Consider the following 26758-nt stretch of genomic DNA (forward strand, 5'->3'; position numbering starts at 1 on the left):
GTGATTATACTGAACGAGTGCCGTAAAGGCCTATTTACAATAGTTAACAATTGTTAATAAATGTGTCGAATATTAATAGTTTACAACCTTAAGCACTACGGCGAGTGCACAGGAAAAGCTAGTATTTCGCCTAAACCAACGGTAAATAACCATAATCCATATAAACTGTGCTCAAGGACTATTAGGCGATAACTTTTGGTTTTAACGTAAGTATAGGCAAATAAAAGGCCACCAAAGAAGGTGAGCACTAATACCCACAGATTAAAGAACATAATATGTGCCAGACAAAAAAGTGTGGCGTTGAAGAGAATGAAGACTGTTTGGTTCACCTTACTTAAGAGTGAGTTGAATAAAACCCCATATCGCCACAAAAAGAAAACACGATATAGCCATTCTTGAGGTAAAACTGATAGAAAAACGTAGACGCAGGTAATTGCAAACCAGAAAACAAGTGATTGCCCAATAACCAAAAATAATTTACCAGGCATCAATAGCGCCATGATGACCAGTAAACACAGTGCAAACGTAATAAACTTTAGGCATATTCTAATGATATGTTTTCGTATGAGACCTTCAGCTTTCGTACCCTTTGACTCCAGTCTGAAACTGAAACGAGTAAGCCACATAACATATAGTAAGGCTAATAACACCAACACTACGCTTAGGTAATGCAGAGGATTAAAAGCGATGATGATAGGAATGAGCATGAAGATGACCAATAATTCGCCTATCAAAATATAGCTAGGTGGTGTGTCTCGTAATAAACGCTTCAACCTTGGGTTCTCGCTCTCATTTTTAAACAACGTGCAGTTGTTTTATGCATCATACTACGCTTATTTAAGACAAGATAATCCTCTTTCGCAAGCGCCATAAACTGCTAAGATAGTGCTGATGATAAAAGGTCCAATGAATACAATGGTAAAATAAGTAATGGATAGAATCCTAGTTCAACTAGAAGACTTTGATATTGGGAACGAATATGCACACCTGCGCATGGCAGCGAACTCTGATGGCGCGATCGTTACTTTTACAGGTTTAGTGCGTGAGTTAAGCCAACATGGCAATCTTGAAAGTATGTCATTGGAACACTACCCGGGTATGACTGAAAAGGCGCTAATAGAAATCGCTGCACAGGCACGTGAGCGTTGGCAACTTGGTTCAATCACAATTATTCATAGAGTTGGCACACTCAGGCCAGATGAACAAATTGTATTTTTAGGTGTGAGCAGTACACACCGCAAATCTGCCTACGAAGCAAGTATGTTCATGATGGATATTTTGAAAACAAAGGCCCCGTTTTGGAAGAAAGAAAGTACTGCTGAGGGTGATTATTGGGTGGAAGCAAAACAAAGTGATAAACAAGCTGCGTTGCGCTGGCAATAAAAAAGGCTAAACATTATTGTTTAGCCTTTCATTTTTACTATCGAAACGTGTGTTTCTTTTATAAAGCTGCTTCTAGCTCAGGCAGCACGTCAAATAGGTCACCGACTAGACCGTAATCAGCAACTGAGAATATCGGTGCCTCTTCGTCTTTGTTGATGGCAACAATCACTTTACTGTCTTTCATGCCCGCTAAATGCTGAATTGCCCCTGATATGCCCACAGCAATATACAATTGTGGAGCAACAATTTTACCAGTTTGACCTACTTGCATATCGTTTGGAACGAAGCCGGCATCTACTGCAGCACGAGACGCACCAATTGCTGCGCCTAGTTTGTCGGCAATCCCGTTCAACAAAGCAAAGTTTTCGCCATTTTGCATACCACGTCCACCCGAGATAATGACATCGGCAGCGGTTAATTCAGGGCGTTCTGATTCAGTTAATTCAGCCGAAACGAAGCTTGATTTATCTGATGTCTTAACCGTTGAAAGTGCTTCTGTACTGGCACTTCCATCGTTACCAGCGGCATCAAAAGAAGCAGCACGAACGGTTACCACTTTCTTTGTATCAGAGCTTTGAACTGTCGCTATCGCATTACCTGCATATATCGGACGAACAAAGGTATCTGCTGACTCAACTTTGATGATGTCAGAGATTTGAGCAACGTCTAATAGCGCGGCAACGCGTGGCATAAAGTTCTTACCGGTCGTGGTTGCTGCTGCAAAAACGTGTGAATAATCAGCTGCAAGTTCAACAACTAAGTCAGCAATATTTTCTGGCAACTGATGTTCATACGCTTCATTGTCAGCAACCAGAACTTTGGATACGCCGTTAATTTTAGCGGCCGCTTCACCAATTGCTGCGCAACCCGAGCCTGCAACTAAAACAACTACATCATCTGAAGCACCCAGTGCAGCAGTGACCAATTTATTTGTTTCTGTTTTTAAAGAGTCATTATCGTGCTCTGCATATACTAATACACTCATGAGATCACCTTCGCTTCGTTTTTCAATTTACCCACTAATTCTGCAACGTCTGCGACTTTCACACCACCACTGCGTTGCGCCGGTGCTTCTACTTTTAGCACGCTCACGTGTGAATTCATATCAACACCAAAATCAGCAACTGGTTTTACGTCGATAGGTTTACGTTTCGCTTTCATGATGTTTGGCAATGAAGCGTAACGTGGTTCGTTTAAGCGTAGGTCAGTTGTTACGACAGCAGGTAAGCTAAGCTTGACTGTTTGTAGGCCGCCGTCGATCTCGCGTGTGACATTGACTGAACCATCCTCAACAACAACTTCTGAAGCAAATGTTCCCTGTGGCATGCCGGTAAGTGCTGCTAACATTTGTCCGGTTTGATTGTTGTCTGAATCGATTGACTGTTTACCCAGAATAACAATGTCCGGTGATTCCGCTTCAACGACTTTTTGAAGAAGCTTTGCAACCTGCAAAGAATCAACAACGGCACCCGCATCAGTTTCAATGTGAATACCGCGGTCTGCGCCCAAGGCCAAACCAGTTCGTATTTGCTCTTGGCAAGTTTTATCGCCAATTGACAAGACGACCACTTCTGTCGCGACGCCCTTCTCTTTCAAACGAATGGCTTCTTCAACAGCAATTTCACAAAAAGGATTGATTGCCATTTTTACATTGTTCAAATCAACACCAGAGTTATCTGGTTTAACGCGTACTTTCACGTTGTAATCTATCGCCCGCTTTACCGGTACCAAAATTTTCATAATCACCTCTATTTAGGGCTATAAATAAAAAAATACTATTCGCTTTCATTACATATTCACGTAATCATAGCAGCCATACTAATATGTTGACGCAAAATTTACTGATACTTTACGTAAACGTCAACCTGAATTCACAAATATTCTCAGTCATACTGTAATTAGATTTTACAATGTTTTGACAAGCTGTAATATTCGTTTAATTAATATTTCACTATAACTGGTAAGAGTTGTTTCGGAGGCACAAGTGGAAAGAGAAGTAATGGAATTTGATGTAATTGTAGTTGGTGCGGGGCCATCAGGGCTCTCAACGGCATGCAAACTGAAACAATTAGCGAACGAAAAAGGTCAAGAATTAAACGTCTGTCTACTGGAAAAAGGCTCAGAAGTAGGTGCACATATTTTATCAGGTGCCGTTTTCGAGACTAGAGCTTTAGATGAATTGTTTCCAAATTGGGCAGAACTTGGTGCGCCATTAAGCACTAAAGTAACCGAAGACCATATATATTTACTCAATAGTGAAACCGGTTCGACTAAGCTACCAAACTTTATGACCCCAAAAACCATGCACAATGAAGGTAATTATATTGTGAGCATGGCCAATATGTGTCGCTGGATGGCAGAGCAAGCGGAGCAACTAGGTGTCGAAGTATTCCCAGGTTTTACGGCAGCCAGCGTGCATTACAACGAAGATGGTAGTGTTGGCGGCGTCATTACTGGTGACATGGGTCTGAGCGAAAGTGGCGAGCAAAAAGACGGCTATATGCCTGGAATGTTGCTAAGTGCGAAATACACAGTTTTCGCAGAGGGTTGTCGTGGACACCTAGGTAAGCAACTTATTCAGCAGTTTGCTCTGGATAAAGGCGTATCACCTCAGCATTACGCAATCGGTTTCAAAGAAATTTGGGATATTCCAGCCGAACAACACCAAGAAGGACTGGTAGTGCACACGGCAGGTTGGCCATTGAGTGATGCAACAGGCGGCAGTTATTTATATCACGCAGAAAATAACCAGGTATTTGTAGGACTGATCGTTGACCTCAATTATGATAACCCTCACCTGAGTCCTTTTGACGAGTTCCAACGTTTGAAACATCACCCGGTTATTGCCAATACCCTGAAAGATGGGAAGCGCGTGACTTATGGCGCGAGAGCAATAGCGAAAGGAGGTTTTCAGTCCTTACCGAAGATGACATTCCCTGGCGGATTATTGGTCGGCTGCGATGCGGGCACTTTGAATTTCTCGAAAATAAAGGGGAACCACACCGCAATGAAGTCAGGCATATTAGCAGCAGAAGCTCTGTTTGCTGAGTTGGCGAATGCCGATGCCCCTATTGTTGACCCAAGCTCGTACACTGAATTATTTAAAAACTCTTGGTTATATGACGAGTTATATCGTTCACGCAATTTCGGTGCTGCGATTCATAAATTTGGTAATTTCTTTGGTGGCGCGTACAACACGCTTGATCAAAATATCTTTGGCGGTAAATTGCCATTTTCAATCGGCGATTCAACGCCAGATCATGTCGGTATGAAATTGGCCAGTGACGCGCCCACAATCCAGTATCCTAAACCTGACGGTGTACTGAGCTTCGATAAACTATCTTCCGTGTTTTTATCCAATACAAACCATGAGGAGGATCAACCTTGTCATTTGGTGTTAAAGGATCCGAGCATACCAATTCAAGTGAATTTACCGAAGTATGACGAACCTGCGCAACGCTACTGCCCTGCCGGTGTATACGAAGTCATTGATAATGATGCTGGTGAAAAGCAATTGCAAATCAACTCACAAAACTGTGTGCACTGTAAAACCTGTGATATTAAAGACCCCAATCAAAACATCTCCTGGGTGGTTCCTGAGGGTGCTGGCGGTCCTAACTATCCAAATATGTAGATAAGAAACCAACTATCATGACTGAATTGCTTCACGCGCAATCATTTGGTGACACCTTTCGGGTGTCATCACCTCAACAGCCAACTATCGTTCTAATCCATGGCTTGTTTGGTAATAGCGATAACTTGGCTGTGATACGTCGGCATTTTGAGACGACCCACCACGTACTCAGTGTAGATTTACCTGACCACGGTCAATCTCCGCGGACGGATATATTTAGCTTTGACCACTACGCAAAAATGCTACTGAGCACCTTAAAAGCATCAAATATAAATATATGTTACGTCGTTGCTCATTCACTCGGTGGAAAAGTGGCTATGCGAGCAGCGAGCCTAGCGTCTGACATCATTAAGAAATTGGTAGTGATGGACATAGCGCCTGTCAAATATGAAGCGAGACATCACAACGTAATTAAAGGCTTGAGTTCGGTAAATTTAAGCACTATTACCGATAGAAAAGCAGCAATGCAATGCTTATCAGACCATATTGTCGATTCAGGGACTATCGCATTCTTGCTGAAAAGTCTTTATCAAGATGACAAAAAGGCTTGGCAGTGGCGCTTCAACCTCCCCTTGATTATTAGGGATTACCCTCTGTTAAGTGATTGGCCTTTTTCTGGTGAGTTGTACAACGGTGATGTCACATTTATCAAGGGTAAAAACAGTGACTACATAGGCAAACAACATCAAGCGACAATCATGCAACAGTTCCCAAAAGCAAAAGCGAAAATTGTGGACGCTGGACATTGGCTACATGCCGAAAAGCCACAACTTGTTAACACGCTGTTAACCCGTATTTTACTTGGCACGGAAAAGTAACACTGATAGTTGATTATTCAGCTAAGTAGCTTCAAAAATTGCAATAAAATGTGCTAATATCCGCGCCCAAGATTACGCTGGAGATAGAACATGAATGCTGACAATTACCAAGTGATTGAATCGGTGGTGCTTAATTTAAGCCTAGTGTTGTTGTTTGTGTTGTTGGGTCTAGCAATACATGATGTTCTGAAAAAAAACGATGTTCCATTAGTGGGCAAAGTTGTTGCTTATGGCGTATTAGGTTTGGGTGCTGCAGGTTTTGTAGCTAAAGGCATTATTCAATTATTTTACAGTGCGAGCGGTGTTTCTTAGCTCCGCACGAGATTAGACGTTTTAGAGGTGAAGCATGGCTAGCGTTGGTTTATTTTTTGGCAGCGATACTGGTAACACAGAACACATCGCAAAAATGATCCAAAAAGAATTGGGCAAACAGCTCATTGACGTCAAAGATATCGCTAAAAGCAGCAAGGAAGAAATTGCTGAGTTCGATTTACTGATCTTCGGTATTCCGACTTGGTATTATGGAGAAGCCCAGTGTGACTGGGATGACTTCTTCCCTGACCTTGAAGAAATTGATTTTGAAGACAAGCTTGTAGCTATCTTTGGCTGTGGTGATCAAGAAGATTATGCTGAATACTTCCTTGATGCGATGGGCATGATCAGAGACATCGTTGAACCCAAAGGCGCAATATTAATTGGTCAATGGCCGACTGAAAGCTATGATTTTGAAGCGTCAAAAGGTATGGCTGATGACGAACACTTCGTCGGTCTAGGCATTGACGAAGATCGTCAACCTGAACTCACAGAACAACGAGTCAAGGCTTGGTGCAAACAGCTGAATGAAGAAATGTGTTTGGCTGATTTAGCCTAGTTCGTTAGCATGTATTGGTAACAAGCAAGCAATACTAAGAAGACGCGCGCAGTGAAAATTGGGCGCGTTTTTTATTTCTAGATGGTTTTGTTGCGTTTTGTTACAAGTCTTGTGAACCAATTTGACTCAAACGCTTGTGTTTTTATCTACCTTTGTCGCAAACTAAGGAGCGTAGGACAATTCTAATTGAAAGGTTCTATAACAATAAGTAAGTCTCAACGTTCACGCTCTTTACACCAAAAAGTGCTCGATAATAAAAATATTAGAATAAAAAGACAAAAGGAAGAAAGATGCGAAAGCCCATTAGCATAGCTGTTTGTGCTGGTTTACTTGCTCTGTCCATTGGAACAAGTCAAGCTGGCTTATTGATGAAACCCACCTATAACCCTGATTTAGATTACCAAGCTGACATACTAAAAGGTACCTATGATGCTGCATTAACGCATCCTGATAGCATCCTCGGCTTCCCAGTTGGTCAACGCGTTGCAACGCCCTACCAGATTAACAAGTCCATTCAAACTTGGCGCACTCAAACTGACAGAATGAAAGTTGTCGAGTACGCTCGCAGCCATGAAGATAGACCTTTGCACGCTGTGTTTATCTCTAGTCCAAGTAATCTAGCAAATATGGACGACATACTTGAAAAGCTAGACGCTCTGTCAGACCCGAGAAGAACGAGTGAGAGCGAAGCTAAAGAATTGATTAATGAGCTCCCAGCAATTGCTTGGATGGCCTACTCTATCCATGGGAATGAAACCTCTGGAGCCGATGCAGCACTGGCGTCAATTTATCACTACGCTGCCTCAGAGGATCCAAAAATTCGTAAGATGCTAGACGATATGATTATCGTCATTGACCCAATAATGAATCCTGATGGTCGAGACCGTTTTGCGAAGTCTTTGGAGCAATATCGAGGAACGGCACCCAATGTGGATGATCAAGCCCTACTGCATAGAGGAGATTGGCCATATGGACGTACTAATCACTACTTCTTTGATTTAAACAGAGACTTCTTCTATCTCACCCAACCCGAAACGAAAGGTCGAGTAGCACTTATCAACAAATGGCGTCCTCAGTTAATGATAGACGGTCATGAAATGGGCCCTCAAGACACTTACCTTATGGGCCCCCCTCGTCAACCTCTCAATTTTAATATCGCACCTAGCGTCCAGAAGTGGGCAAAAACATTTTCAATCGACCAAGGACAAGCCTTTGATAAAGAAGGCTGGCGTTACTACACTGGAGAATGGTTTGAAAATTGGTATCCAGGCTACTCAAATTACGCTGAATACCGTGGCTCCATGCACATCCTATACGAACAATCTCGTATGGCTGAAGATGGCGTGAGACGACCTGAAGGAACTATTCAAACTTACAAAGAGTCAGTGCACCATCAATTTGTGAGTACCATCGCAAACCTTGAATCTTTGCATAAATATAGCAAAGAGATGTATCAAGATTATTGGAAAGATAGAAAGTCATTAGTGGAAAAAGATAGTCCCTATGCTAATAGAACCTTCATCGTCAGCGCTAACAATAATCACACTCGTATGAATACGCTTGTCGAAAAATTATTAGCACAAGATATTGAAGTCTTCGTTGCGAATAAAGATTTTTCGGTGAAGAAAGCAACTAATCATCTAGGGCAGACCTTCAACACAACAGTGAGCAAAGGAAGTTTGGTCATTCCTAATCGTCAACCTGAAGCTAGGCTACTGGCGGCTATTATGGAGTTTGACGCTCAAATCTTACCGGAAACCGTTGAGGATGAACGTCAAAAAATTCTGCGTGAAGGTCGCTCTATTATGTACGACACTTCCGCTTGGAATTTAACGATGATGTATGGACTGGAAGCGTTAACGGTACCAGACCATATCACCAACAATATAGAACCATGGAAAGCGCAAGATAAAAATCAAACACTCTCGGCTAAAGATGCTATCGCATGGGCTGTTAATGGCGATGATGATGCGTCAGTCGGATTTGCTGCAAGATTAATGGAGCGCGGTGTGCAAGTGCGCGTTATTGACAAAGCAACTCAACTGGGCAAAGAAACCTTAGTTCGAGGTTCGGTTGTTGTCACTATTACTGACAACCCAAATACAAGTGACCTGATAGAATTAATCAATACCACCGCCAAAGAGACCAAGTTGTCGATACAAAATATCACGACAGGTTATGGTACGGGTGATCTTCCTGAATGGGGAGGCGATCATTTCCAATTGTTAACCAAACCTCAAATTGGCGTTATTGGTCAAGCTGGTACTAGCAGTAACGATGTTGGTGCAACGTGGTGGAGCATCGATACGCATTTGGGTATTCGCCACTCACACCTCGACACTGCAGCTATCTCCAGAACTGACTTGCGTCGTTACAACGTTTTGGTCATGCCAAGCGCTTGGTCTGTCTCAGATAGCACGGCAAAAGCGCTGAAGACTTGGGTTCAACAAGGTGGAACACTCATTACACATGAGGGTGCCACGCAAGCCTTAGCATCGAAAGATGGCACGACGGTAAAACTGGTGAGCGACATATTCAAAGACGCTGAGAAGTTTGATATCGCTCTTCAGCGCAGATTATTAGCTGAAGAATCTGTCGACGATATGGAAGACTTGTTTGCCACGACTGTGAGTGAAGATGTGAGTTATCCTTGGGATGACGCCCCAAAACGTCTAAGCGAAGATGAACTGAAGAAACGTGATAAGTGGCAACAGTTGTTTATGCCAGCCGGTGCCATGGTTTCAGGTAGCGTTGATCAGGAACATTGGTTAAGTTTTGGAACGAACGAGCAACTGCCATTGCTTTATGGTCGTCAACCTGTGCTTGTCGTGCCAGAAAATGCTGAAGCTGTTGTCACTGTCGGCGTGTACAAAGATAAAAAGTCCACAAAAAAATCGAAAGACAAAGACGATGACAAAGCAAAAGCCATTGCATGGTACAGTTTGCCGCAAGACAAAGAGCTGCACGTGAGAATGAGTGGTTTACTTTGGCCAGAGGCAGCGCAACGTATTGCGAATTCGGCATACCTAACACGAGAACGTGTCGGTTCGGGGCAAATTATTATGTTTTCTGGTGAGCCTATATTCAGGGGGGCAACGCTAGGCACTAATCGCTTATTGCTCAACGCTATCGTATATGGGCCAGGCATGGGAACGAGAGCCAACATTGAGTTGTAATTAACCCATCTAACAAAAAGCCTCCGCCAAGTAGTACGTACTTATGCGGAGGCTTTTTTATTTGCTGTCTTCAGTTTCTGTTAAGCCAGATATTATTTACAAAGTAAGAGTTTATTCATGACACCTTTATAAACTGAATTTTGAAACCGCGCTTTTCAAGGCGTTCATTTGTTCCCCTAACTGATGAGTCGCATTATTTGACTCTTGAGTACTTTGCGCACTATCTTTTGCCAAATCAACAATACTTTGTAGGCTGCGGACAACATCATCTAACAAAGCATCTTGGCTTTGAGTATCATTAACAATTTGATTGTTAACGCTAGCTAAGCTTTCAATAATTCCTCGTATATCCCCTACTTGAATCGTCACTTTCTCAGATAACTCTACGCCCCGACTAACTTGCTCAGTACCTAAGTTTATCGCTTCAACGGCCTCACTGGCATCTTGTTGCAAGGCGCCTATCATTTTCTCAATTTCTTCTGTTGATGCATGCGTCCGTGTTGCTAAGGTTCTAACCTCATCGGCAACAACCGCAAAACCTCGCCCTTGTTCACCCGCTCTCGCCGCCTCTATTGCAGCGTTAAGCGCTAACAGGTTGGTTTGTTCAGCAATGGTTTTGATGACATCTAAAATACTGCCAATTTTGTTACTATTTTCACCCAATCGATGAATAATTTTTGCAGATTGTTCGGCTTGTATTGCCTGCTCATCAACCTGTCTACGGCTTTCTTGCACAAGCCCCATGACGTCATCTGTCTGCGATATCGCCTGTGACATTTGCTGATTTGCAGCCGTAATTTGCTGGAGATTATTCAAACTAGTGTCTTTTACCTGCAAAGTATTGATCGAAGTTTGACTAATTTGCTCCTGCTGAACCGCCACTTGCTGCAAGCTGCGATCTCCCATTTGAATACTTTTATCTGTGATCTCAGTCAGCACTTCTTCTTGTTCATGAATACTGCCAATAAGAGCGCGCAATGAATCGATTAATCGGTTCACGTTTTTTGACAACTCTGCGAATTCATCAAAACCTTCATCGTTCATTCGCTGAGTCAAATTACCACTACTCAGTACCTTCAATCGTTTGTTCACAGACTTAAGTGGTTTTGCAATACTTCTGGTGGCAATAAGGGCAAGAATAAACGTAGCACTAATCCCCAATAAGGAAACGACAACATTCTTAATTTCATTACTCAACACCGTGTTTAGGATATCTTCTTGTCCTTGTAATGTTGATGCATTGATATTTTCAGACAACACCAATAAAGATTCATTGGTAAGCAGAAGAGCGTCATTTGCAAGGTCATGATACTGCTGTATTGTTAGGTTTAAGCCCAGTCGTTTTCTGTGCATGGCGTAAACACCATCGTCAGACGAAAGTACTTCTTTCAACAGAGCGTATTGCTCATTGAACATGTCGACTAAGCCATCATTTTCGACACCTTCAGCTAAGCGATTCAGATAGGTCGAATCCGCTTCAATATTGGCAATATTATAATCCAAATCGTCAATTGTTTGGGTGATAGTATCTTTCCTCTCAGCTCGCGACAGTTCTTGCATCAAGCTTAATACTAGCGTGAGTTTATTGTCGATGTTGTTACCCATACCAACCAAGGCTTCAAAATCTCGACCGTCGCCCTCAACATAGCTAAGATCGAGCATTAGCGCACTCGCCTCGTCTGCAATGGCTAAAGCATTTTCACTTTCCACTGCGAGGACTTTTCTAAGCTCTATAATCGCGGCTAGATCGGCGAACATCAATTCACTTTGACGAATAAATTCAGTTGACGCTTTCACATTTGATTCAAGCAACGACTTATTTTCATCCGATACAAAGTTACGCAAAGATTCAATGCCAGTATTAAGTTCATCCACTAAGCTATCGAAATCGTTTTTAATTTGCTCAAGCGCTTGCGCGTCTTTTTCGTAAAAGGCTTTCAAAGACAAGTTAGAAAGAGAGAGAATTTCAGTGCGTACAGTGTTCATTGCTTTTTGCATTGGCATTTTTTCTTGAACAACCGTGTTCGCAGATTGTTTAATATCTTGCAAACCAAAGTACGACATAAAGCTAGTCAAAAGTAACAACACAGCTAGGCCGCTGAAGCCGAGGATCATTTTACGAACAACGGTGAGTTGTCGCATCATATTAGCCATGCATCACTCCTGAAATGTAAATTCTTCATATCAATCAATACGACCTCATATTTCTAAACGCTGATTGAGTTAAATTTCCATATCTTGAGTAACTATCCGTATTTTTTATCAACAATTTAATTTCTTTTAAACATTATATTATAAATATTACGGCAGATACTGTTAAATCTTTACAAGTCACCTATAATATATTTCAAGTTTTTACGGCGAAGTATCTCATGGACCAAAATAAAGAATTAAAAAAAGCAGGACTAAAAGTAACACTTCCACGTTTGAAGATATTGGAAATACTACAAGAGCCGCAAAATCAGCACATTAGCGCTGAAGATGTTTACAAAATATTGATCGATCAAGGTGAAGAAATCGGCCTTGCAACTGTATACAGAGTCCTAAACCAATTTGATGATGCTGGCTTACTGAATCGCCACCACTTTGAAGGTGGAAAGTCGGTTTTTGAAATCAGCCACAAGGAACACCATGACCACTTAGTTTGCCTAACTTGTGGCAAAGTCTTCGAGTTTGAAGATGATGTTATAGAGAAAAGGCAAGACGAAATTGCTGCACAGAATAATATGAAGCTGACGAATCACAGCTTATATCTTTATGGTGAGTGTAAAAAAGTGAATTGTGAGAACGAAGACTCAGAATAAACTACTCTACGAGCAAAGACTGGCCACCGCGGTTATATTCAAGGTTCGTAGCCAGTTTTTAGCTCAGTAATGCTAACAGTTGAACTTGTGTTTGTTGTAGGCTTCTTGCGCTTCTCGCCATATTTTTCCTGGCTCTCCATTACCCACTTTTTTATCATCAATACTGAGTACGGGCCCAAGTTCTTTGCTAGAGCTCGTTATCCAAACTTCATCTGCTTCATTCAATTCATCAAGGCTGACGACTCTCTCATCAACAGGCAATGAGGTATATTTATGGATAGCGTCAATGGCAATTCGCCTTGTAATCCCGGGAAGCAAGTGATTGTCTAAGGGAGGTGTTGCAATTCGACCATCTTTAACGATAAAAACATTACACGCGGCAGCCTCTGTAACCTCATTTTGCTGATTGTAGAGAATCACCTCATCCTTTCCTGCTTCTTGTCCCTGCTGAAAATGCATCACATTGCCTAACAAAGAAGTGGACTTAATATGGCAACGCTGCCAACGTAAGTCTTCAGCCAATGTCACATGGTAGGTTTTAGTATGCTTGGATTGTAAGTCTTGACTCGGTGCAATGTCGAAAGCATAAGCAAACACAGTCGGCTGAATACCTTTTGGGTAGGCATGAAAACGCTTTTTGTCAGCCCCACGACTAATATGGATATACACAGCTTGTGAATCTGAGTCGGTTTGTTTTACCAAGTCACCAATAACCTTACGCCATTGTGCCTCATCAGCCTGATATTCTATGCCAACTGCCTTTAGGCCTTCATTCATGCGGGCAAGATGCAGACCTAAGCCAACCGGCTTAGTAGAATAAGTGGGTATCACTTCGTAAATGCCGTCGCCAAATAAAAAGCCTCGATCCATAGGTGAAATGCTGGCCTTATCAGCATCGACAAAATCGCCATTCAAAAACACTTTGTGCATATCCACTCTCCTGTCATCACAAGGTACTGCTTATAGTCAAAACTTAACTCAAACCAAAACAACGCTGAAACTTATCATGACGTAGTAATAGCATTTCACGCGCTGTATCAACATCACATTCAACAAACTGAACATGGGTGCCAGCTTGGCATTGAGCTAAGATGGGTATATCGGCGGATATTACACTACCGATTTTTGGATAACCACCAATCGTCTGTCTTTCGTGAAGCATAATTATCGCTTGCCCGTTTGGCGTCACTTGGATCGCACCCTTACTGATCCCTTCAGAGTACATTGTTACTTTGCCAATATCGATAGGTAAGCCTTTGAGCTTCACCCCCATGCTACTAATGTGATGAGTGACCTCATGTTTCTGCCCTTTGAAAAGAGCGACTTGTGTGTGTGTAAACTCTGAATATTGGTAACCTGGCACAAATCGAACAACGACACACCTTGATATCGGCGTCATTATGCCATCCAGCGCCTTCTGATTAGGAGATTCGTTTAATATTGACACATAACTTAGCTGCTCTGGTTCAACGTGACGATTAGCGAGTTCAATACACTGCATGGCTTTAAGGCCAACACCATTATTTTCACTGCCCCCCAACCTTTCTCGTTCCACCGCGCAAACAGAGTTTAGGTGTAAGGGAGAGACGACCTCATGGCTAAGTGCTAGGTATGAATATAGACCAGCACGTGGCGCACTGACGCGAACATATTGGCCAGCATGAACAGACACAATTTGATTGATAGTGTAGTGCTTGTCATCAATATATAAATCGCAATCAGCCCCAGTCAAAGTGAGTAACATATCTTGTTCTATTTTAAGCTCAAGACCACCAAACATTATTTCTATCGCTACAGCATCGGGGGCATTTCTCAATAACAAATTCGCAAGTTTATAGCTATTTTGGTCTGCAGGACCTGACTGGCAATAGCCCATGTGTTGCATTCCTCTCCGGCCCAAATCAATTAGCTTTGATTTAAACCCTGCATTGATCACTCGCATTTTGAAGCCTGCTCAGAACTCATTTTCAGATATTCCTTGGCACTTATCTCATAAAACTGAATGCGATCTCCTACCTGTAACAGCGATGCTTTTTCAGGGTTTTCAGATATGAGACTAATAGGAGTATAACCAAGAATATGCCAGCCACCAGGGGATTCAATAGGGTAAATGGCTGTCTGTTTATCTGCGATCGCTACAGCGCCAGATGGAACACGAGCCCTCGGCTGCGATAAGCGAGGAATTTGAATTGACTCATCAATCTCCCCCAAATAAGCAAAACCAGGTAAGAAGCCCGTGGCAAAGACTTGCAGTTGCGACGTACAATGTGTCGCTATTACTTCTTTGCAGGTTAATGACGTTTCTTGTGACACTTTTTCGAGGTCACTAGGCAAATCTAATAGTTCATAACAAACCGGTATGCGATGTGCCTTGTTGCAAGCTACGTCAATTGCCCCGCCCTGTAGCGCTTTCAAATCATCGGAAACAGCATGAATGAAACTTGCCTCAGATAAACAACTTTTAACAAATGCACGCGCTTTATAAAGATCGGCTTCAAGCAGATCAAACTCTAAAAACAAACTTTTATAAGACGGAATGTACTCAAGTAAATAGGATGGACGTCGCTGTAATATCGCCCTACTTAACTGTTTGATGACGTGGTTCGCCAACAATAATTCATCCAAATCGGCATATACGATCAGAGCACAATCACTTGCAATGCAGATACGTAAGTGAATGGTTTGCTTACCCGTTTCGCCAAAGGGCAAGCGCAGTTCCAACAAACTCTCTTCTTTGCTTTGCTTAACCTGGTATAAAGTGGGCGAGCCTTCAGTCATTTTTTACCTTGGCAAAGTAGGTGCAACCTGATTTTCGTCACTAACTCAAGGGCATCTTGATTATCACCGTGTACACAAAGTGTGTCTGCCTGCACCGAAAGTGTGCTGCCATCATCAGCAAGCACCTGACCTGAATCAATCAAGGTAAGCGCCTGTGCAAAAGCTTTTGCCTCAGTCAATACCGCTCCTGCTTTACTTCTTGGGGTCAACAGTCCGTTTTTTTGATAAAGACGATCAGCAAAGGCTTCGAATATCACGCTTAGGCCGAATTCTTTTGCTTCGTCTCTAATTTTTTCATTATTTGGACTGGCCTGAAGCATTACCGGCAACACAGTATGGAAAGATGAGATGGCTTTAAACACACTCTGTCTGCAGGCCTTATCTGTCATCAAGTCATTGTATAAAGCGCCATGAGGTTTCACATAACTAATATGTGTTTTTTGACAACGAGCCAAGCCATCGAGAGTCGCTAATTGACCTTGAATTGTGGCCACTAAATCTACTTCAGACATTTGCATACTGCGCCTGCCGAACCCTTGCATATCTGGATATGATGGATGCGCGCCAATTTGCACATTGTTTGCGAGGGCCGAAGTTATTGCCTTTTGCATGCTGAGCGCATCTCCAGCATGGCCACCACAAGCAATATTAGCCATATCTATCAATGGCATAATTGAAGCGTCATGTTGCATCACCCACGCACCAAAACTTTCACCTAAATCTGCATTTAATTTCATGAATTCCTAGCGATACATCACGTTTAAAAACACTTAGCTGTTATACTACCCGTAAGTTCAGCTCACGTCATGTATGAGAGAAAAGTAAATGCTCGAAATCGGCAATATAAACAGTCTGTTAGTAATAGATATACTCCCCTTTGGTTACACGCTCGCAATCAGCGAAGATACCCCTAGCGAACAAAAAGTTTTCTTACCAATCGACGACGCAAAAGGTAAAAAGGAATTAGAACAAAGCGTTGATGCTTATGTTTACTACTCACAGGATGGTAGCCTGCATGCTAGCGAAAAGCCGATTGCTATCAAGGTGAATGATTTTGCAGTTCTCACATGTACCGGTGTGACCGATTTTGGTGCTTTTTTTGATTGGGGGTTAGAGAGAGACCTGTTAGTACCTAGGTCACTGCAACATAAGCCCTTAGATGAGGGCTTGTCTTCCGTTGTCTATCTCATACATGATGAAGACAATCATAAAATGATTGGTTGTACAAAACTCCATAGATTCTTGGAAGAAACGACAGACGAACTTAGTCCAGGTGAAGAAGTTGACCTGCTAATATTCGATGAAACATCACTGGGCTTCAAAGCAGTGATCAATAAACGCTTTCAAGGCTTATTGTTTAAGAGTGATCTATTCAGAACAGTGAAGATTGGCGAGCGTTGTAAAGCCTACGTGAAAGAGGTTCGAGAAGATGGCAAAATCAATCTATCCTTACAAAAACTGGGTAGCAACGCACGCAAAGATCTAGCACAGCAAATTTTAGATGATCTCGACGCTCATGGTGGACTATCCACACTCACTGATAAAAGCCCATCAGAGGAAATTCAAGCTCACTACCATGTGAGTAAAGGCGCGTACAAACGAGCGATTGGCAATTTGTACAAACAAAAGAAGATTACCATCAGTAAAACCCATATTAAGCTTAATAAATAACGATAGGATAAGATAAGATATGAAAGCAACTGTGACATGGCAGCCATCCGAAGAGGGTCTCGAATTTAACGGGGCAATGGACAATGGCAGAACCCTTAGTTTAGACGGCAACGGGAATGGACTTTCGCCTATGGAGTCGGTTCTGATCAGCGTCGGCGCTTGTTCGTCTGTTGATGTTGTTGAAATCATGCGTAAGTCAAGACAGGACATGCATGGTTGCTATTGTGAATTAAGCGCTGAAAGAGCCGAAAGCGCTCCCAGAAAATTCACAGAAATTCACGCGCATTTTGTGGTAGTTGGAAATGACATCAACGAAAAACAACTTGCAAGAGCAGTACAATTGAGTACAGAAAAGTACTGTTCAGTAATGCTTATGCTCACAGGCAATGTCAACATCACGACAAGCTTCGAAGTAAAATCGTCATAGGCGTATGATTAACTAACGCAAGAGGAAAGGTTTCACATGGGTGCAATAGCGAAGTTAATTCTATTCATGTGCTTTACAATTTGTGTTTTTATTGCCGGCTATTTAGTCGGCAATCACCATTACTCCTTTTCCCCTACTACACTAAGTGATGCTAGCACTGAGTCTAAACAACTTCATTCTGTCAACACTTCACTCGAACAGAGCCCAGCAGCAAATACAAACAAAATCACTGCAGACAACATTCCGATTAGCGTTGTAAGTGATGCAATAAAGGAAACGAACGAACTTAATACCGCAGAAGACAGTCCTCAGCTCATCAGCGGTAATAACGACGTATTGAGTCTATTTGACGAACTGATTTCTTACACTCAATCAAACGGCGACTATAGTTTATTTGGCAAAAAAATAGATGAAATACGACAAGTTTTAATTAATGACAGCGCTGAATTAGCAAGCTTGCTCGAGCACTTTGAACAAATCCCAATTGATTCTCAAGCGAATTATATGCTGGTATCGATACTCATGGGCCTCCCTCAAGAGCTTAGCCAAACTGCGATTATCCAAATATCAGAGAAAACGCTAAACAATAACTCAAACTCCAACAAAGCAGACTTTTTAGAGTTGATCGCCAGAACAGGTATTAAGTCGACAAACATAACCAATGCGATTAAAGACATTGCTATTTATAGCGAGAATAATGAGGAAACGTTACGAGCACTGGACATGCTAATGCCTTACGAAATGTCGGTCGTTGAAAGTGAACAAGTAAAGGAGCGTCTATCTATCGCGATCGCAGATAGTGAAACCGACAATCAGGCCTATTACTTCAGTCAGCTACTTCGGTTTAGCTCGGCAAGAGAGCGAGAACAGATAGCCAGCAGAGAATTTGATAAAGACGAACCTAACTATGCAATACAATCAAATATATTGGACGCACTGCAATCGGGTGTCATGGACAGAAGCCCGAAGCTAAAAGAGTCACTCTTAAACATTGCCAACGCTGACAATCATCCATTGCAAACCCAATCTATTTATACCCTACTTTACCGCTTTGACTTAAGCCAAACTGAGTATCAAAACTTAGTGAAAGGTAAAGATTTAGATTTGAACCGGTTTTAGATATTGCTCCAACATCAATATACAAAGCCTCTATCACGCTCTTACGAGCGCATTGTTCATTCTACCTTACGCTAAACACTAATCATCTTCGGTGCTCTCGTCCAACAACTTCTGATCCAGAGACTTGGTTGGTGATACACCTAAGCTTTTAAACTGCTCAGCTTGTCTGACTAAATTTCCTCGGCCAGTAGAAAGCTTACTCATCGCACTCTCAAATGCTTTAGCGCTAGCTTCAATATTTCGCCCAATTTTATCCATGTCGCCAACGAAACCATGAAACTTGTCATACATTTTGCGTGCTTGTTCCGCTATTTTGTTGGCGTTCTGATTTTGATACTCATATTGCCAAATATTGTTAATGGTTCTTAAAGCAACCAGCAGATTTGTTGGGCTCACCAGCATAATCTGATTGTCTAAAGCAAATTTTATCAATTGCGGCTCATGCTCAATCGCAGAGATAAATGCCGATTCAATGGGAATAAACATTAACACGTAGTCTAAGGTCCTTACTCCCTGTAAATCTTGATAGTCCTTTTTGCTCAAACCTTTGATGTGTCCTCTCACAGACAGAATATGTTCTTTAATCGCGAGTTGTTTGCTTTCATCATTTTCTGCATTGACCAACTTTTCGTGCGCAATAAGAGATACCTTCGAGTCAATCACAATGTCTTTATCATTTGGTAGATGCACGACTACGTCAGGTTGATAACGCTTTCCTGCATCATCTTTGAGTGACTTTTGAGTTTCGTATTCATGGCCTTTTCTCAAGCCTGACTCTTTGAGGATCCTTTCAAGTACCAGTTCACCCCAATTACCTTGTATCTTATTATCTCCTTTCAGCGCATTTGTGAGCGCAGAGGCCTCTTCGGTAATTTGTTTATTTAACTCTTTTAAGCCTAATATCTCTGTTTTAAGAGAGGCTCTTTCTTGACCCTCTTTCACATACTGATCTGAGATTTGCTTTTTGAAGGTTTCAATCTGATCTTTTAACGGTGATAGGAGCTGATCGATACCAAGTTGACTTGTTTTAGTGAACTTTTCTGATTTCTGTTCGAATATTTTATTGGCTAAATTCTCAAATTGTGTACTTAATTGCTTCTCCGCATTCTCTAAAAGAGAAAGTTTTTCAGAAAAGTTCACCCTTTCCTGATTGAAGCTTGCTTGTTGAGACTGAAATTTAGCTTGAAGATCACCTAACTCCTTCGAAACAGAGTCGATTTGTTTCTTTAATACGTCATTTTCTTTTTGCTGCCTGACCAATTCATCAGCTTTTTGGGATAAAATACCAATTTCTCGCTGATTGTCGGCAATAAACATCCGTTCTGCTTCTAACTTCATCGAATAGTCATCTTCTACTTGCTGACTTTTTCTGAGTACCTCAACAAGTTCCGATTGCTTCTGATCGAAGGCTTGTTGTAATAATGCTTTTTCATGTGAAAGATTAATCAAGGCATTATGCTTTGCCCGTAAAATAAAGTACGCCACAACAATAATAAATAGCGCTGACGCTCCTGCGGCTATCGCAACTTCTTGATTTAAATATGGCGTAATCATGCAATCACTCTCTTTTTATTGTTTTTGTCGATTGGCGATATTATTGAATGGTTGAACAGGAAATTCTATAAATGAAATTCTTATGATAAAGCGCAGCCTTGAATGACTGCGGCTATGCTTAACACTTGCCTGTAGCCACTCTAGTAAACCTCACTTGAGTGGCTAACAACGCTTATACTTTTGCTTTTAATGCAGCATCTAAATCTGCAATTTTCGCTTTCCAGATAGCTGGGCCGGTTTGATGAGCATTTGCACCAGAACTATCGACTGCAACAGTGACTGGCATATCCACAACATCAAACTCGTAGATCGCTTCCATACCTAAGTCTTCGAAAGCAACCACGCGTGATTTTTTGATTGCTTTAGACACTAAATATGCTGCTCCACCAACCGCCATTAAATACACAGCCTTGTGCTTTGCGATACTTTCTACTGTCGCTGGGCCACGCTCAGCTTTTCCAATCATGCCGATGAGGCCAGTTTGCTCTAGCATCATGTCGGTAAACTTGTCCATGCGAGTTGCCGTTGTTGGGCCTGCTGGACCAACTGCTTCATCACCTACCGCATCAACTGGCCCCACGTAGTAAATAAATCTATTTGTCAAATCTACGCCATCGGGCAAGCCTTCGCCGTTGTCTAACATCGTTTGAATTCGCTTGTGTGCCGCATCACGCCCCGTTAACATTTTCCCACTTAACAAGACAGTTTCACCCACCTTCCACTCTTGAATGTCGTCTTTAGTAATATCGTCAAGATTCACTCTTCGTGTATCTTTACCTACTTCCCACGTAATTTCTGGCCAATCTTCTAGTTTAGGTGCTTCCAATTCTGAAGGACCGGAACCATCAAGATAGAAGTGTGCATGTCTAGTAGCAGCACAATTAGGGATCATCGCAACGGGTTTAGACGCGGCATGAGTTGGTACAGATTTGATTTTGATATCAACCACCGTCGTTAAGCCACCTAGGCCCTGTGCACCAATGCCAAGATCATTCACTTTCTTAAATATATCAAGACGGAGTTTTTCTTCAGTCGTCTCAGCGCCTCGCTCCATCAACTCTTGAATATCGACAGGGTCCATCAAACTTTCTTTTGCTAGAACTGCAGCTTTTTCAGCTGTTCCACCAATACCTATGCCTAGCATGCCAGGTGGACACCAGCCAGCTCCCATCGTAGGTAGCGTTTTTACTACCCATTCAGCGATATCGTCACTTGGATTGAGCATGACCATTTTAGACTTATTCTCTGAACCACCGCCTTTTGCAGCAATCATGACTTCGATTTTATTGCCACTGACGGTATCCATGTGAACTACCGCTGGCGTATTGTCTTTGGTATTTTTTCTTGCACCGGCAGGATCCGATACAATGGACGCTCTCAAGGGGTTGTCTGGGTTCAAATATGCGCGACGAGTCCCCTCATCGACCATTTCTTGCACAGTCATATCTGTTTTATCCCAAGTCACCCCCATGCCTATTTTAACAAAGCAGGTCACAATACCCGTATCTTGGCACAGTGGTCTTTTACCTTCAGCTGACATACGAGAGTTGATCAAGATTTGCGCCATCGCATCTTTTGCGGCTTGGCTTTCTTCTCGATTGTAAGCGGCTTCAACTGCTTTTACGTAATCTAATGGATGGTAATAAGAAATGAATTGAAGCGCATCCTCGATGCTGTCTATAAAGTCTTGTTGACGAATGACTGTCATGTTGTCCCCTGTTTTTTCAAAGAATAATATTGTTTTCACACTGAGAGAAGTATACTACTTAACGAACTATTTTTTCGCTATAAAACTGAATATTTCCGAGGATTGTTTTGTCAGTACCTTTACACATTATCGACGTACCCGCTTTGGACAGCATGTCCGCGGAAAGTGTCTTTGAAGCCTTTCAAGAACAACCATGGGCAATCCTACTTGATACCTGCAACAATCAGTTGAGTGACGGTAGATACGATATTATTGTCTACTCACCCGTTGTAAAGCTAGTACAAGAATCTACACTTTTAGTCGAAAGTGCTGAGCAATCATGGCAAAGCCTACTCAATAAAGATCGTGCTTCGAGTGAAACAGAGGCAAGTTGTCCTTTTGAGCGTATTTCTGAAATTCATCAGCGCTTCTGTGATTCAGTGCAAATACAAGAAGAAACAACACTTCCTTTTTTATGTGGTGCTCTCGGTTTCTTCAATTACGACCTCAATACCCGTCTAGCAGATATCCCAGATGCCAATCCGAAGCAATATAGCACGCCGGATAGTTGCGTTGGTATTTACGATCAAAGTCTCATATTTGATAATAAGCTGAATAAAGTGTTCTGTTGTTATCTTGATGAAAGTCGGGCAACGGAAATGATTCGTTTGGCAACTCAACCACTTAAATCAAAGGCACCAGCCTCTTCAACTCAGTTTGCCTTAAGCTCAGAATGGACATCGAACCTGAGTGTCGATGACTATCAGAAAAATTTATCGAAAGTTGATGATTACCTGCATTCAGGTGATTGTTATCAGATTAATTTTGCACAGCGTTTTAATGCTTCTTACACTGGGAGTGAATGGCTTGCGTATAAACGTTTACGAGAAGTAAATAAAGCGCCTTTTTCTGCTTTTATCCGTTTAGAAGATGCTTGCATTATGAGCGTGTCTCCCGAGCGTTTTCTTCAAGTGAAATCAGGACAAGTTGAGACCAAACCAATAAAGGGAACAAGAAAACGAGCGAAAGATGAGTTTGAAGATAAAAAGCTGAGCGAGGAACTACTGCATTCTGAAAAAGACCGAGCAGAGAACCTCATGATCGTAGATCTACTTCGAAACGATCTGAGCAAACACTGTTTGCCTCATTCGGTTAAGGTCCCCGCCTTGTTTGCTTTAGAAAGTTATCCAGCAGTGCATCACATGGTAAGCACTGTATTGGGCGAATTAAAGGCTGACGCAACGCCGCTTACCTTATTAAAAGGCGCTTTTCCTGGCGGTTCGATTACGGGCGCCCCAAAAATCAGAGCGATGCAAATTATACAAGAGTTAGAGCCCGACAAGCGCAGTATTTATTGCGGCAGCATTGGTTATATTGGCGTTCGCCAGGATATGGATACAAACATTTGTATTCGAACAGTCTTGGCTGAGAACAATAATCTATATTGCTGGGCTGGCGGCGGCATCGTATTGGATTCGGATATTAGCGCTGAGTACCAAGAGAGTTTGGATAAAGTAGCCAAAATACTCCCTGTTCTTGCAGAAAGTTTAGAGGTACCCTTTACGCATGAATGAAAAAGACTTCCTTGCTAAATTTCATCTACCTTGGTCTGGCGGCCCTGCACACGACTTCCCGTTCCCAGCAAACACGAGGCCTGCTGCGGTATTAATATGCTTACAACCACCTTTCGATGACTTACAGGTATTATTTACTCAACGTGCTATGCATTTAAATCATCATGCGGGACAGATTAGCTTTCCTGGTGGTAAATTTGAAGATACTGATGCTAGTTTAATTGATACCGCTCTGCGAGAGGCTCAAGAGGAAATTGGGCTACCGCCCGAAAATGTGCGCATACTAGGTACCTTACCCGAATATAAAACCATAAGCGGCTTTGCCGTGCTTCCAGTAATCGGTATTATTGATGAGAGCATGGACCTCGAGTCCGATCTTCAAATCGATCCGAACGAAGTCAGTCGTATATTTCAGGTGCCATTAGCTCATTTGATGCAAAAAGATAATTACTATGTGCATCACGTTGAGCGCCGAAAACAAAAATTCCCCGTGTACTTTATTCAGTTCGGCAACGATGTCATATGGGGAGCGACCGCCGGTATGACAGCTCTATTGAGTCGACACCTCGATTTTTATACCAAATAATAGTGGTACTAGCCGCCTTTTTAAAGTGCCAACTTGTCCAGTACGAGCTAACATACCATTAACAAATCTCATGCAAGCCATTAGCATTTCTCATTTGTTAATTTGCTATTCTATGTAAAACTGAATGCGGAATTAATAAACGGTATATATAGTTATGATCAGTGTTTTCGATATGTTTAAGATTGGTGTTGGACCTTCGAGTTCACATACAGTTGGTCCGATGCGCGCGGCAGTCGAATTTTGCGATTATCTGCGAACAAGTGAGCAACTGACTGATGTTACAGCAGTCAAAACAGAGTTATATGGATCTTTGGGCCAAACCGGCAAAGGTCATGGAACGGGTAAAGCTGTCATCTTAGGCCTAATGGGTTTCTTGCCGGATAATGTGCCTGTTAAAAAAGTCGATGCTATGCTCAGTGAAGTCGATAGCACTCAAGTACTAAGGCTTAATAACGAACACGAAATTGCATTTCCACGAGATGGCGCTATTGTATTTCATCGACGAAAAACACTATCACTCCACTCTAATGGCATGACCTTTTTTGCATATCGCGGCACAGAGTGTGTCGCGCAAAAAACCTATTACTCAATTGGCGGCGGATTCATCGTTGAAGAATCTGAGTTCGCTGCGCAAAAGGCAGAAAAATTCGCTGAACAACAAGTCGATGCCCCCTTTCCTTTCTCAACTGCAGCAGAGTTACTCAGTATTTGTCATGAAAACGGATTCTCGATCAGTACCTTAATGATGCGGAACGAGTTGTCTTTGATATCTGAAGAGGAATTACAAGGACGCTTACTTAAAATTTGGCAAGTCATGCAAGAGTGTGTAGAAAACGGCATTAGTACTGAAGGTATTCTGCCGGGTGGCCTGAAAGTGCATAGACGAGCGTCTGGACTGTATAGAAAGCTAAAAAATGAAAACAGTAATGACCCAATGCAAGCCATGGACTGGGTCAACTTATTTGCCTTAGCGGTGAATGAGGAAAATGCAGCGGGCGGCAGAGTGGTAACCGCGCCGACAAATGGTGCTGCTGGCATTATTCCGGCGGTCTTGTGCTACTTCAATAAATTTATCAGACCTGTCGACGACGATACAGCTTGTCGATATCTACTCACTGCTGCTGCCATTGGTATTTTGTACAAGAAGAATGCGTCGATTTCAGGCGCAGAAGTAGGCTGTCAGGGTGAAGTTGGCGTGGCTTGCTCAATGGCTGCTGGCGCATTGACTGAAATTTTAGGTGGCTCTGTGCTTGCTGTTGAAAACGCAGCTGAGATTGGCATGGAGCATAACTTAGGACTTACCTGTGACCCAGTTGGTGGTTTGGTTCAAGTGCCTTGTATCGAGCGAAATGCTATGGGTGCCATTAAAGCCATCAACGCCTCGCGCTTAGCATTTAGAGGGACCGGAAACCATAAAGTATCACTAGATAAAGTCATCAAGACAATGTGGGATACAGGCAACGATATGAAAACCAAATACAAAGAAACCGCTCGAGGCGGTTTGGCTGTCAATATTATCGAGTGCTAGTAATGCACTACCAGCGCTACCTGTTTTATTTTACAGGTAGCGTTAGGCCTTTGAACATGGCCTCTACTTCATCATTGTTCTTTTGCATCATTGCACGCTCAACCACTTCTTTTGTTAAGTGCGGCGCAAAGCGCTCAATAAAATCATACATATAGTTACGTAAAAATGAGCCTTTTCTAAAGCCAATCTTAGTGGTGCTGTAGTCAAATAAATGGCTGGCATCTATTTTCACCAAGTCAGAATCTAGTTCGTCACTTACCGCCATTGACGCTATCACGCCAATACCAACACCCAAACGAACGTATGTTTTGATCACGTCTGCATCGGTAGCTGTAAAGACTATTTTTGGATCTAAGCCGGCCTGCGAGAATGCCTGATCTAACTCTGAGCGCCCAGTAAACCCAAAAACGTAGGTCACGAGAGGATATTTCGCAATGTCTTGTATGGTAATGGATGTTTTCTTCGCTAAGGGATGCTCTTTATTTACAATGACAGAGCGATTCCAGTGGTAGCAAGGCAACATGACCAAATCGTTGTATAGATGCAAGGACTCTGTTGCAATAGCAAAATCTGCTTCACCTTTCGCTGCAAGATCGCTTATTTGAGACGGAGTTCCTTGATGCATATGCAAGGAAACCTTTGGATACTTCGTCATAAATCCTTGGATCACGTCAGGTAAAGCATAGCGTGCTTGAGTGTGCGTGGTGGCAATATTAAGCTTCCCTTGGTCTGGCAAGGTGTGCTCTCTCGCGACGGCTTTGATACTTTCTACTTTGGCGAGAATTTCACGAGAAATATTAATGACATCCTTGCCAGCTTCAGTGACATGCGTTAAATGCTTACCACTTCTTCCAAATATTTGAATACCAAGTTCGTCTTCCAACATGCGAACTTGCTTACTGATACCAGGCTGCGATGTGAATAGTGTTTCGGCCGTTGCTGACACATTGAGATTATTATTTAATACTTCGACGATGTATCTTAATTGTTGTAATTTCATTTAATAGCCTAGTCTGGTTGGCGATGCGTAGCGGTCATACTTCACGGTCTTTTATCAGTCATTCGGACAGATAGGTGGCGAGGTGGAAAGCATATAAACTTTCGAGTCAAATAATAGCGAATTTAAAACAAAATTGCATAAGAATTTT

Annotated in this window: 24 protein-coding genes; 13 read left to right on the forward strand and 11 right to left on the reverse strand. The window is 42.3% G+C overall.

The window, feature by feature from the left end; all coding sequences use genetic code 11:
- Positions 1-95 precede the first annotated feature (95 nt).
- Positions 96-773: a CPBP family intramembrane glutamic endopeptidase gene (locus RM556_RS02500; RefSeq protein ID WP_311373753.1), complete on the reverse strand. Its 678-nt coding sequence runs from the start codon at positions 771-773 to the stop codon at positions 96-98.
- Positions 774-930: 157 nt separating this feature from the next.
- Here RM556_RS02500 and moaE point away from each other — a divergent pair, with 157 nt between their 5' ends.
- Positions 931-1383 carry a molybdopterin synthase catalytic subunit MoaE gene (gene moaE / locus RM556_RS02505; protein WP_311360402.1) on the forward strand — a complete coding sequence of 151 codons (453 nt, stop codon included), beginning with the start codon at positions 931-933 and terminating at the stop codon, positions 1381-1383.
- A gap of 58 nt (positions 1384-1441) precedes the next feature.
- Here the strand turns inward: moaE and RM556_RS02510 are convergent, their stop codons facing one another.
- Positions 1442-2368 carry an FAD-binding protein gene (locus RM556_RS02510; RefSeq protein WP_311360403.1) on the reverse strand — a complete coding sequence of 309 codons (927 nt, stop codon included), beginning with the start codon at positions 2366-2368 and terminating at the stop codon, positions 1442-1444.
- Complete coding sequence (locus RM556_RS02515) at positions 2365-3123, reverse strand: electron transfer flavoprotein subunit beta/FixA family protein (protein WP_311360404.1); 759 nt, start codon at positions 3121-3123, stop codon at positions 2365-2367. The genes RM556_RS02510 and RM556_RS02515 overlap by 4 nt, the downstream gene beginning before the upstream one ends.
- A 244-nt stretch (positions 3124-3367) precedes the next feature.
- On the opposite strand from RM556_RS02515, the gene RM556_RS02520 reads away from it, so the two are divergent.
- The 5 genes from RM556_RS02520 (at position 3368) to RM556_RS02540 (ending at position 9882) form a co-directional block, all read left to right on the forward strand.
- Complete coding sequence (locus tag RM556_RS02520; protein WP_311360405.1) at positions 3368-5017, forward strand: electron transfer flavoprotein-ubiquinone oxidoreductase; 1650 nt, start codon at positions 3368-3370, stop codon at positions 5015-5017.
- Between the two features lie 17 nt (positions 5018-5034).
- Positions 5035-5835 (forward strand): alpha/beta fold hydrolase, encoded by an 801-nt coding sequence (locus RM556_RS02525; protein ID WP_311360406.1) that lies wholly within the window; start codon positions 5035-5037, stop codon positions 5833-5835.
- Between the two features lie 90 nt (positions 5836-5925).
- Positions 5926-6147: a DUF2788 domain-containing protein gene (locus RM556_RS02530; RefSeq protein ID WP_311360407.1), complete on the forward strand. Its 222-nt coding sequence runs from the start codon at positions 5926-5928 to the stop codon at positions 6145-6147.
- A gap of 34 nt (positions 6148-6181) precedes the next feature.
- Complete coding sequence (gene fldA / locus RM556_RS02535) at positions 6182-6706, forward strand: flavodoxin FldA (RefSeq protein WP_311360408.1); 525 nt, start codon at positions 6182-6184, stop codon at positions 6704-6706.
- 290 nt (positions 6707-6996) lie between these two features.
- Positions 6997-9882, forward strand: a complete 2886-nt coding sequence (locus RM556_RS02540; RefSeq protein ID WP_311373754.1) for a M14 family metallopeptidase — start codon at positions 6997-6999, stop codon at positions 9880-9882.
- 126 nt (positions 9883-10008) lie between these two features.
- On the opposite strand, the gene RM556_RS02545 is transcribed toward RM556_RS02540, so the two are convergent.
- Positions 10009-12036, reverse strand: coding sequence for a HAMP domain-containing methyl-accepting chemotaxis protein (locus tag RM556_RS02545; RefSeq protein WP_311360410.1), 2028 nt, complete (start codon positions 12034-12036; stop codon positions 10009-10011).
- A gap of 218 nt (positions 12037-12254) precedes the next feature.
- Here RM556_RS02545 and fur point away from each other — a divergent pair, with 218 nt between their 5' ends.
- Entirely contained in the window at positions 12255-12686 is a 432-nt protein-coding gene (gene fur / locus RM556_RS02550; protein ID WP_311360411.1) for a ferric iron uptake transcriptional regulator, read from the forward strand.
- A 72-nt stretch (positions 12687-12758) separates the two neighbouring features.
- Here fur and RM556_RS02555 read toward each other — a convergent pair whose 3' ends face one another.
- Genes RM556_RS02555 through RM556_RS02570 form a run of 4 tightly spaced genes read right to left on the reverse strand, consistent with a single transcriptional unit; the run spans position 12759 to position 16201 of the window.
- A complete protein-coding gene (locus RM556_RS02555) occupies positions 12759-13616 on the reverse strand; it encodes an aminotransferase class IV (RefSeq protein ID WP_311360412.1) in 858 nt (285 codons plus the stop codon).
- A 43-nt stretch (positions 13617-13659) separates the two neighbouring features.
- On the reverse strand, positions 13660-14628 hold the full coding sequence (locus RM556_RS02560) for a hypothetical protein (protein ID WP_311373755.1): 969 nt from the start codon (positions 14626-14628) through the stop codon (positions 13660-13662).
- Positions 14619-15464, reverse strand: coding sequence for an allophanate hydrolase subunit 1 (locus tag RM556_RS02565; RefSeq protein ID WP_311373756.1), 846 nt, complete (start codon positions 15462-15464; stop codon positions 14619-14621). Before RM556_RS02565 ends, RM556_RS02560 begins: the two co-directional genes overlap by 10 nt.
- The gene (locus tag RM556_RS02570) at positions 15461-16201 is read right to left on the reverse strand and encodes a 5-oxoprolinase subunit PxpA (RefSeq protein WP_311373757.1); all 741 of its coding nucleotides are present in this window, start codon (positions 16199-16201) and stop codon (positions 15461-15463) included. The genes RM556_RS02565 and RM556_RS02570 overlap by 4 nt, the downstream gene beginning before the upstream one ends.
- A gap of 88 nt (positions 16202-16289) precedes the next feature.
- Here RM556_RS02570 and RM556_RS02575 point away from each other — a divergent pair, with 88 nt between their 5' ends.
- From RM556_RS02575 to RM556_RS02585, 3 genes are read left to right on the forward strand one after another with little or no spacing between them, the layout of a single operon-like run.
- Positions 16290-17135 carry a S1-like domain-containing RNA-binding protein gene (locus RM556_RS02575; protein ID WP_311373758.1) on the forward strand — a complete coding sequence of 282 codons (846 nt, stop codon included), beginning with the start codon at positions 16290-16292 and terminating at the stop codon, positions 17133-17135.
- A gap of 19 nt (positions 17136-17154) precedes the next feature.
- Positions 17155-17562, forward strand: coding sequence for an OsmC family protein (locus RM556_RS02580; RefSeq protein ID WP_311360417.1), 408 nt, complete (start codon positions 17155-17157; stop codon positions 17560-17562).
- A gap of 36 nt (positions 17563-17598) precedes the next feature.
- On the forward strand, positions 17599-18681 hold the full coding sequence (locus RM556_RS02585; protein WP_311373759.1) for a hypothetical protein: 1083 nt from the start codon (positions 17599-17601) through the stop codon (positions 18679-18681).
- A 78-nt stretch (positions 18682-18759) separates the two neighbouring features.
- Here RM556_RS02585 and rmuC read toward each other — a convergent pair whose 3' ends face one another.
- On the reverse strand, positions 18760-20235 hold the full coding sequence (gene rmuC / locus RM556_RS02590) for a DNA recombination protein RmuC (protein WP_311360419.1): 1476 nt from the start codon (positions 20233-20235) through the stop codon (positions 18760-18762).
- Positions 20236-20407: 172 nt separating this feature from the next.
- Positions 20408-21943 (reverse strand): fumarate hydratase, encoded by a 1536-nt coding sequence (locus tag RM556_RS02595; RefSeq protein WP_311373760.1) that lies wholly within the window; start codon positions 21941-21943, stop codon positions 20408-20410.
- Between the two features lie 107 nt (positions 21944-22050).
- On the opposite strand from RM556_RS02595, the gene pabB reads away from it, so the two are divergent.
- The 3 genes from pabB to RM556_RS02610 all read left to right on the forward strand — a co-directional run bounded on the left by pabB (position 22051) and on the right by RM556_RS02610 (position 25610).
- Positions 22051-23496 carry an aminodeoxychorismate synthase component I gene (gene pabB, locus RM556_RS02600; protein WP_311373761.1) on the forward strand — a complete coding sequence of 482 codons (1446 nt, stop codon included), beginning with the start codon at positions 22051-22053 and terminating at the stop codon, positions 23494-23496.
- Positions 23489-24082 carry a CoA pyrophosphatase gene (locus tag RM556_RS02605; RefSeq protein ID WP_311373762.1) on the forward strand — a complete coding sequence of 198 codons (594 nt, stop codon included), beginning with the start codon at positions 23489-23491 and terminating at the stop codon, positions 24080-24082. The genes pabB and RM556_RS02605 overlap by 8 nt, the downstream gene beginning before the upstream one ends.
- Before the next feature lie 154 nt (positions 24083-24236).
- Complete coding sequence (locus RM556_RS02610) at positions 24237-25610, forward strand: L-serine ammonia-lyase (RefSeq protein WP_311360423.1); 1374 nt, start codon at positions 24237-24239, stop codon at positions 25608-25610.
- Between the two features lie 25 nt (positions 25611-25635).
- Here the strand turns inward: RM556_RS02610 and cysB are convergent, their stop codons facing one another.
- A complete protein-coding gene (gene cysB, locus RM556_RS02615) occupies positions 25636-26610 on the reverse strand; it encodes an HTH-type transcriptional regulator CysB (RefSeq protein ID WP_311360424.1) in 975 nt (324 codons plus the stop codon).
- Between the last annotated feature and the right edge of the window lie 148 nt (positions 26611-26758).

The sequence above is a fragment of the Alteromonas sp. W364 genome (genome assembly GCF_031846205.1).
Lineage (GTDB): Bacteria > Pseudomonadota > Gammaproteobacteria > Enterobacterales > Alteromonadaceae > Glaciecola > Glaciecola blandensis.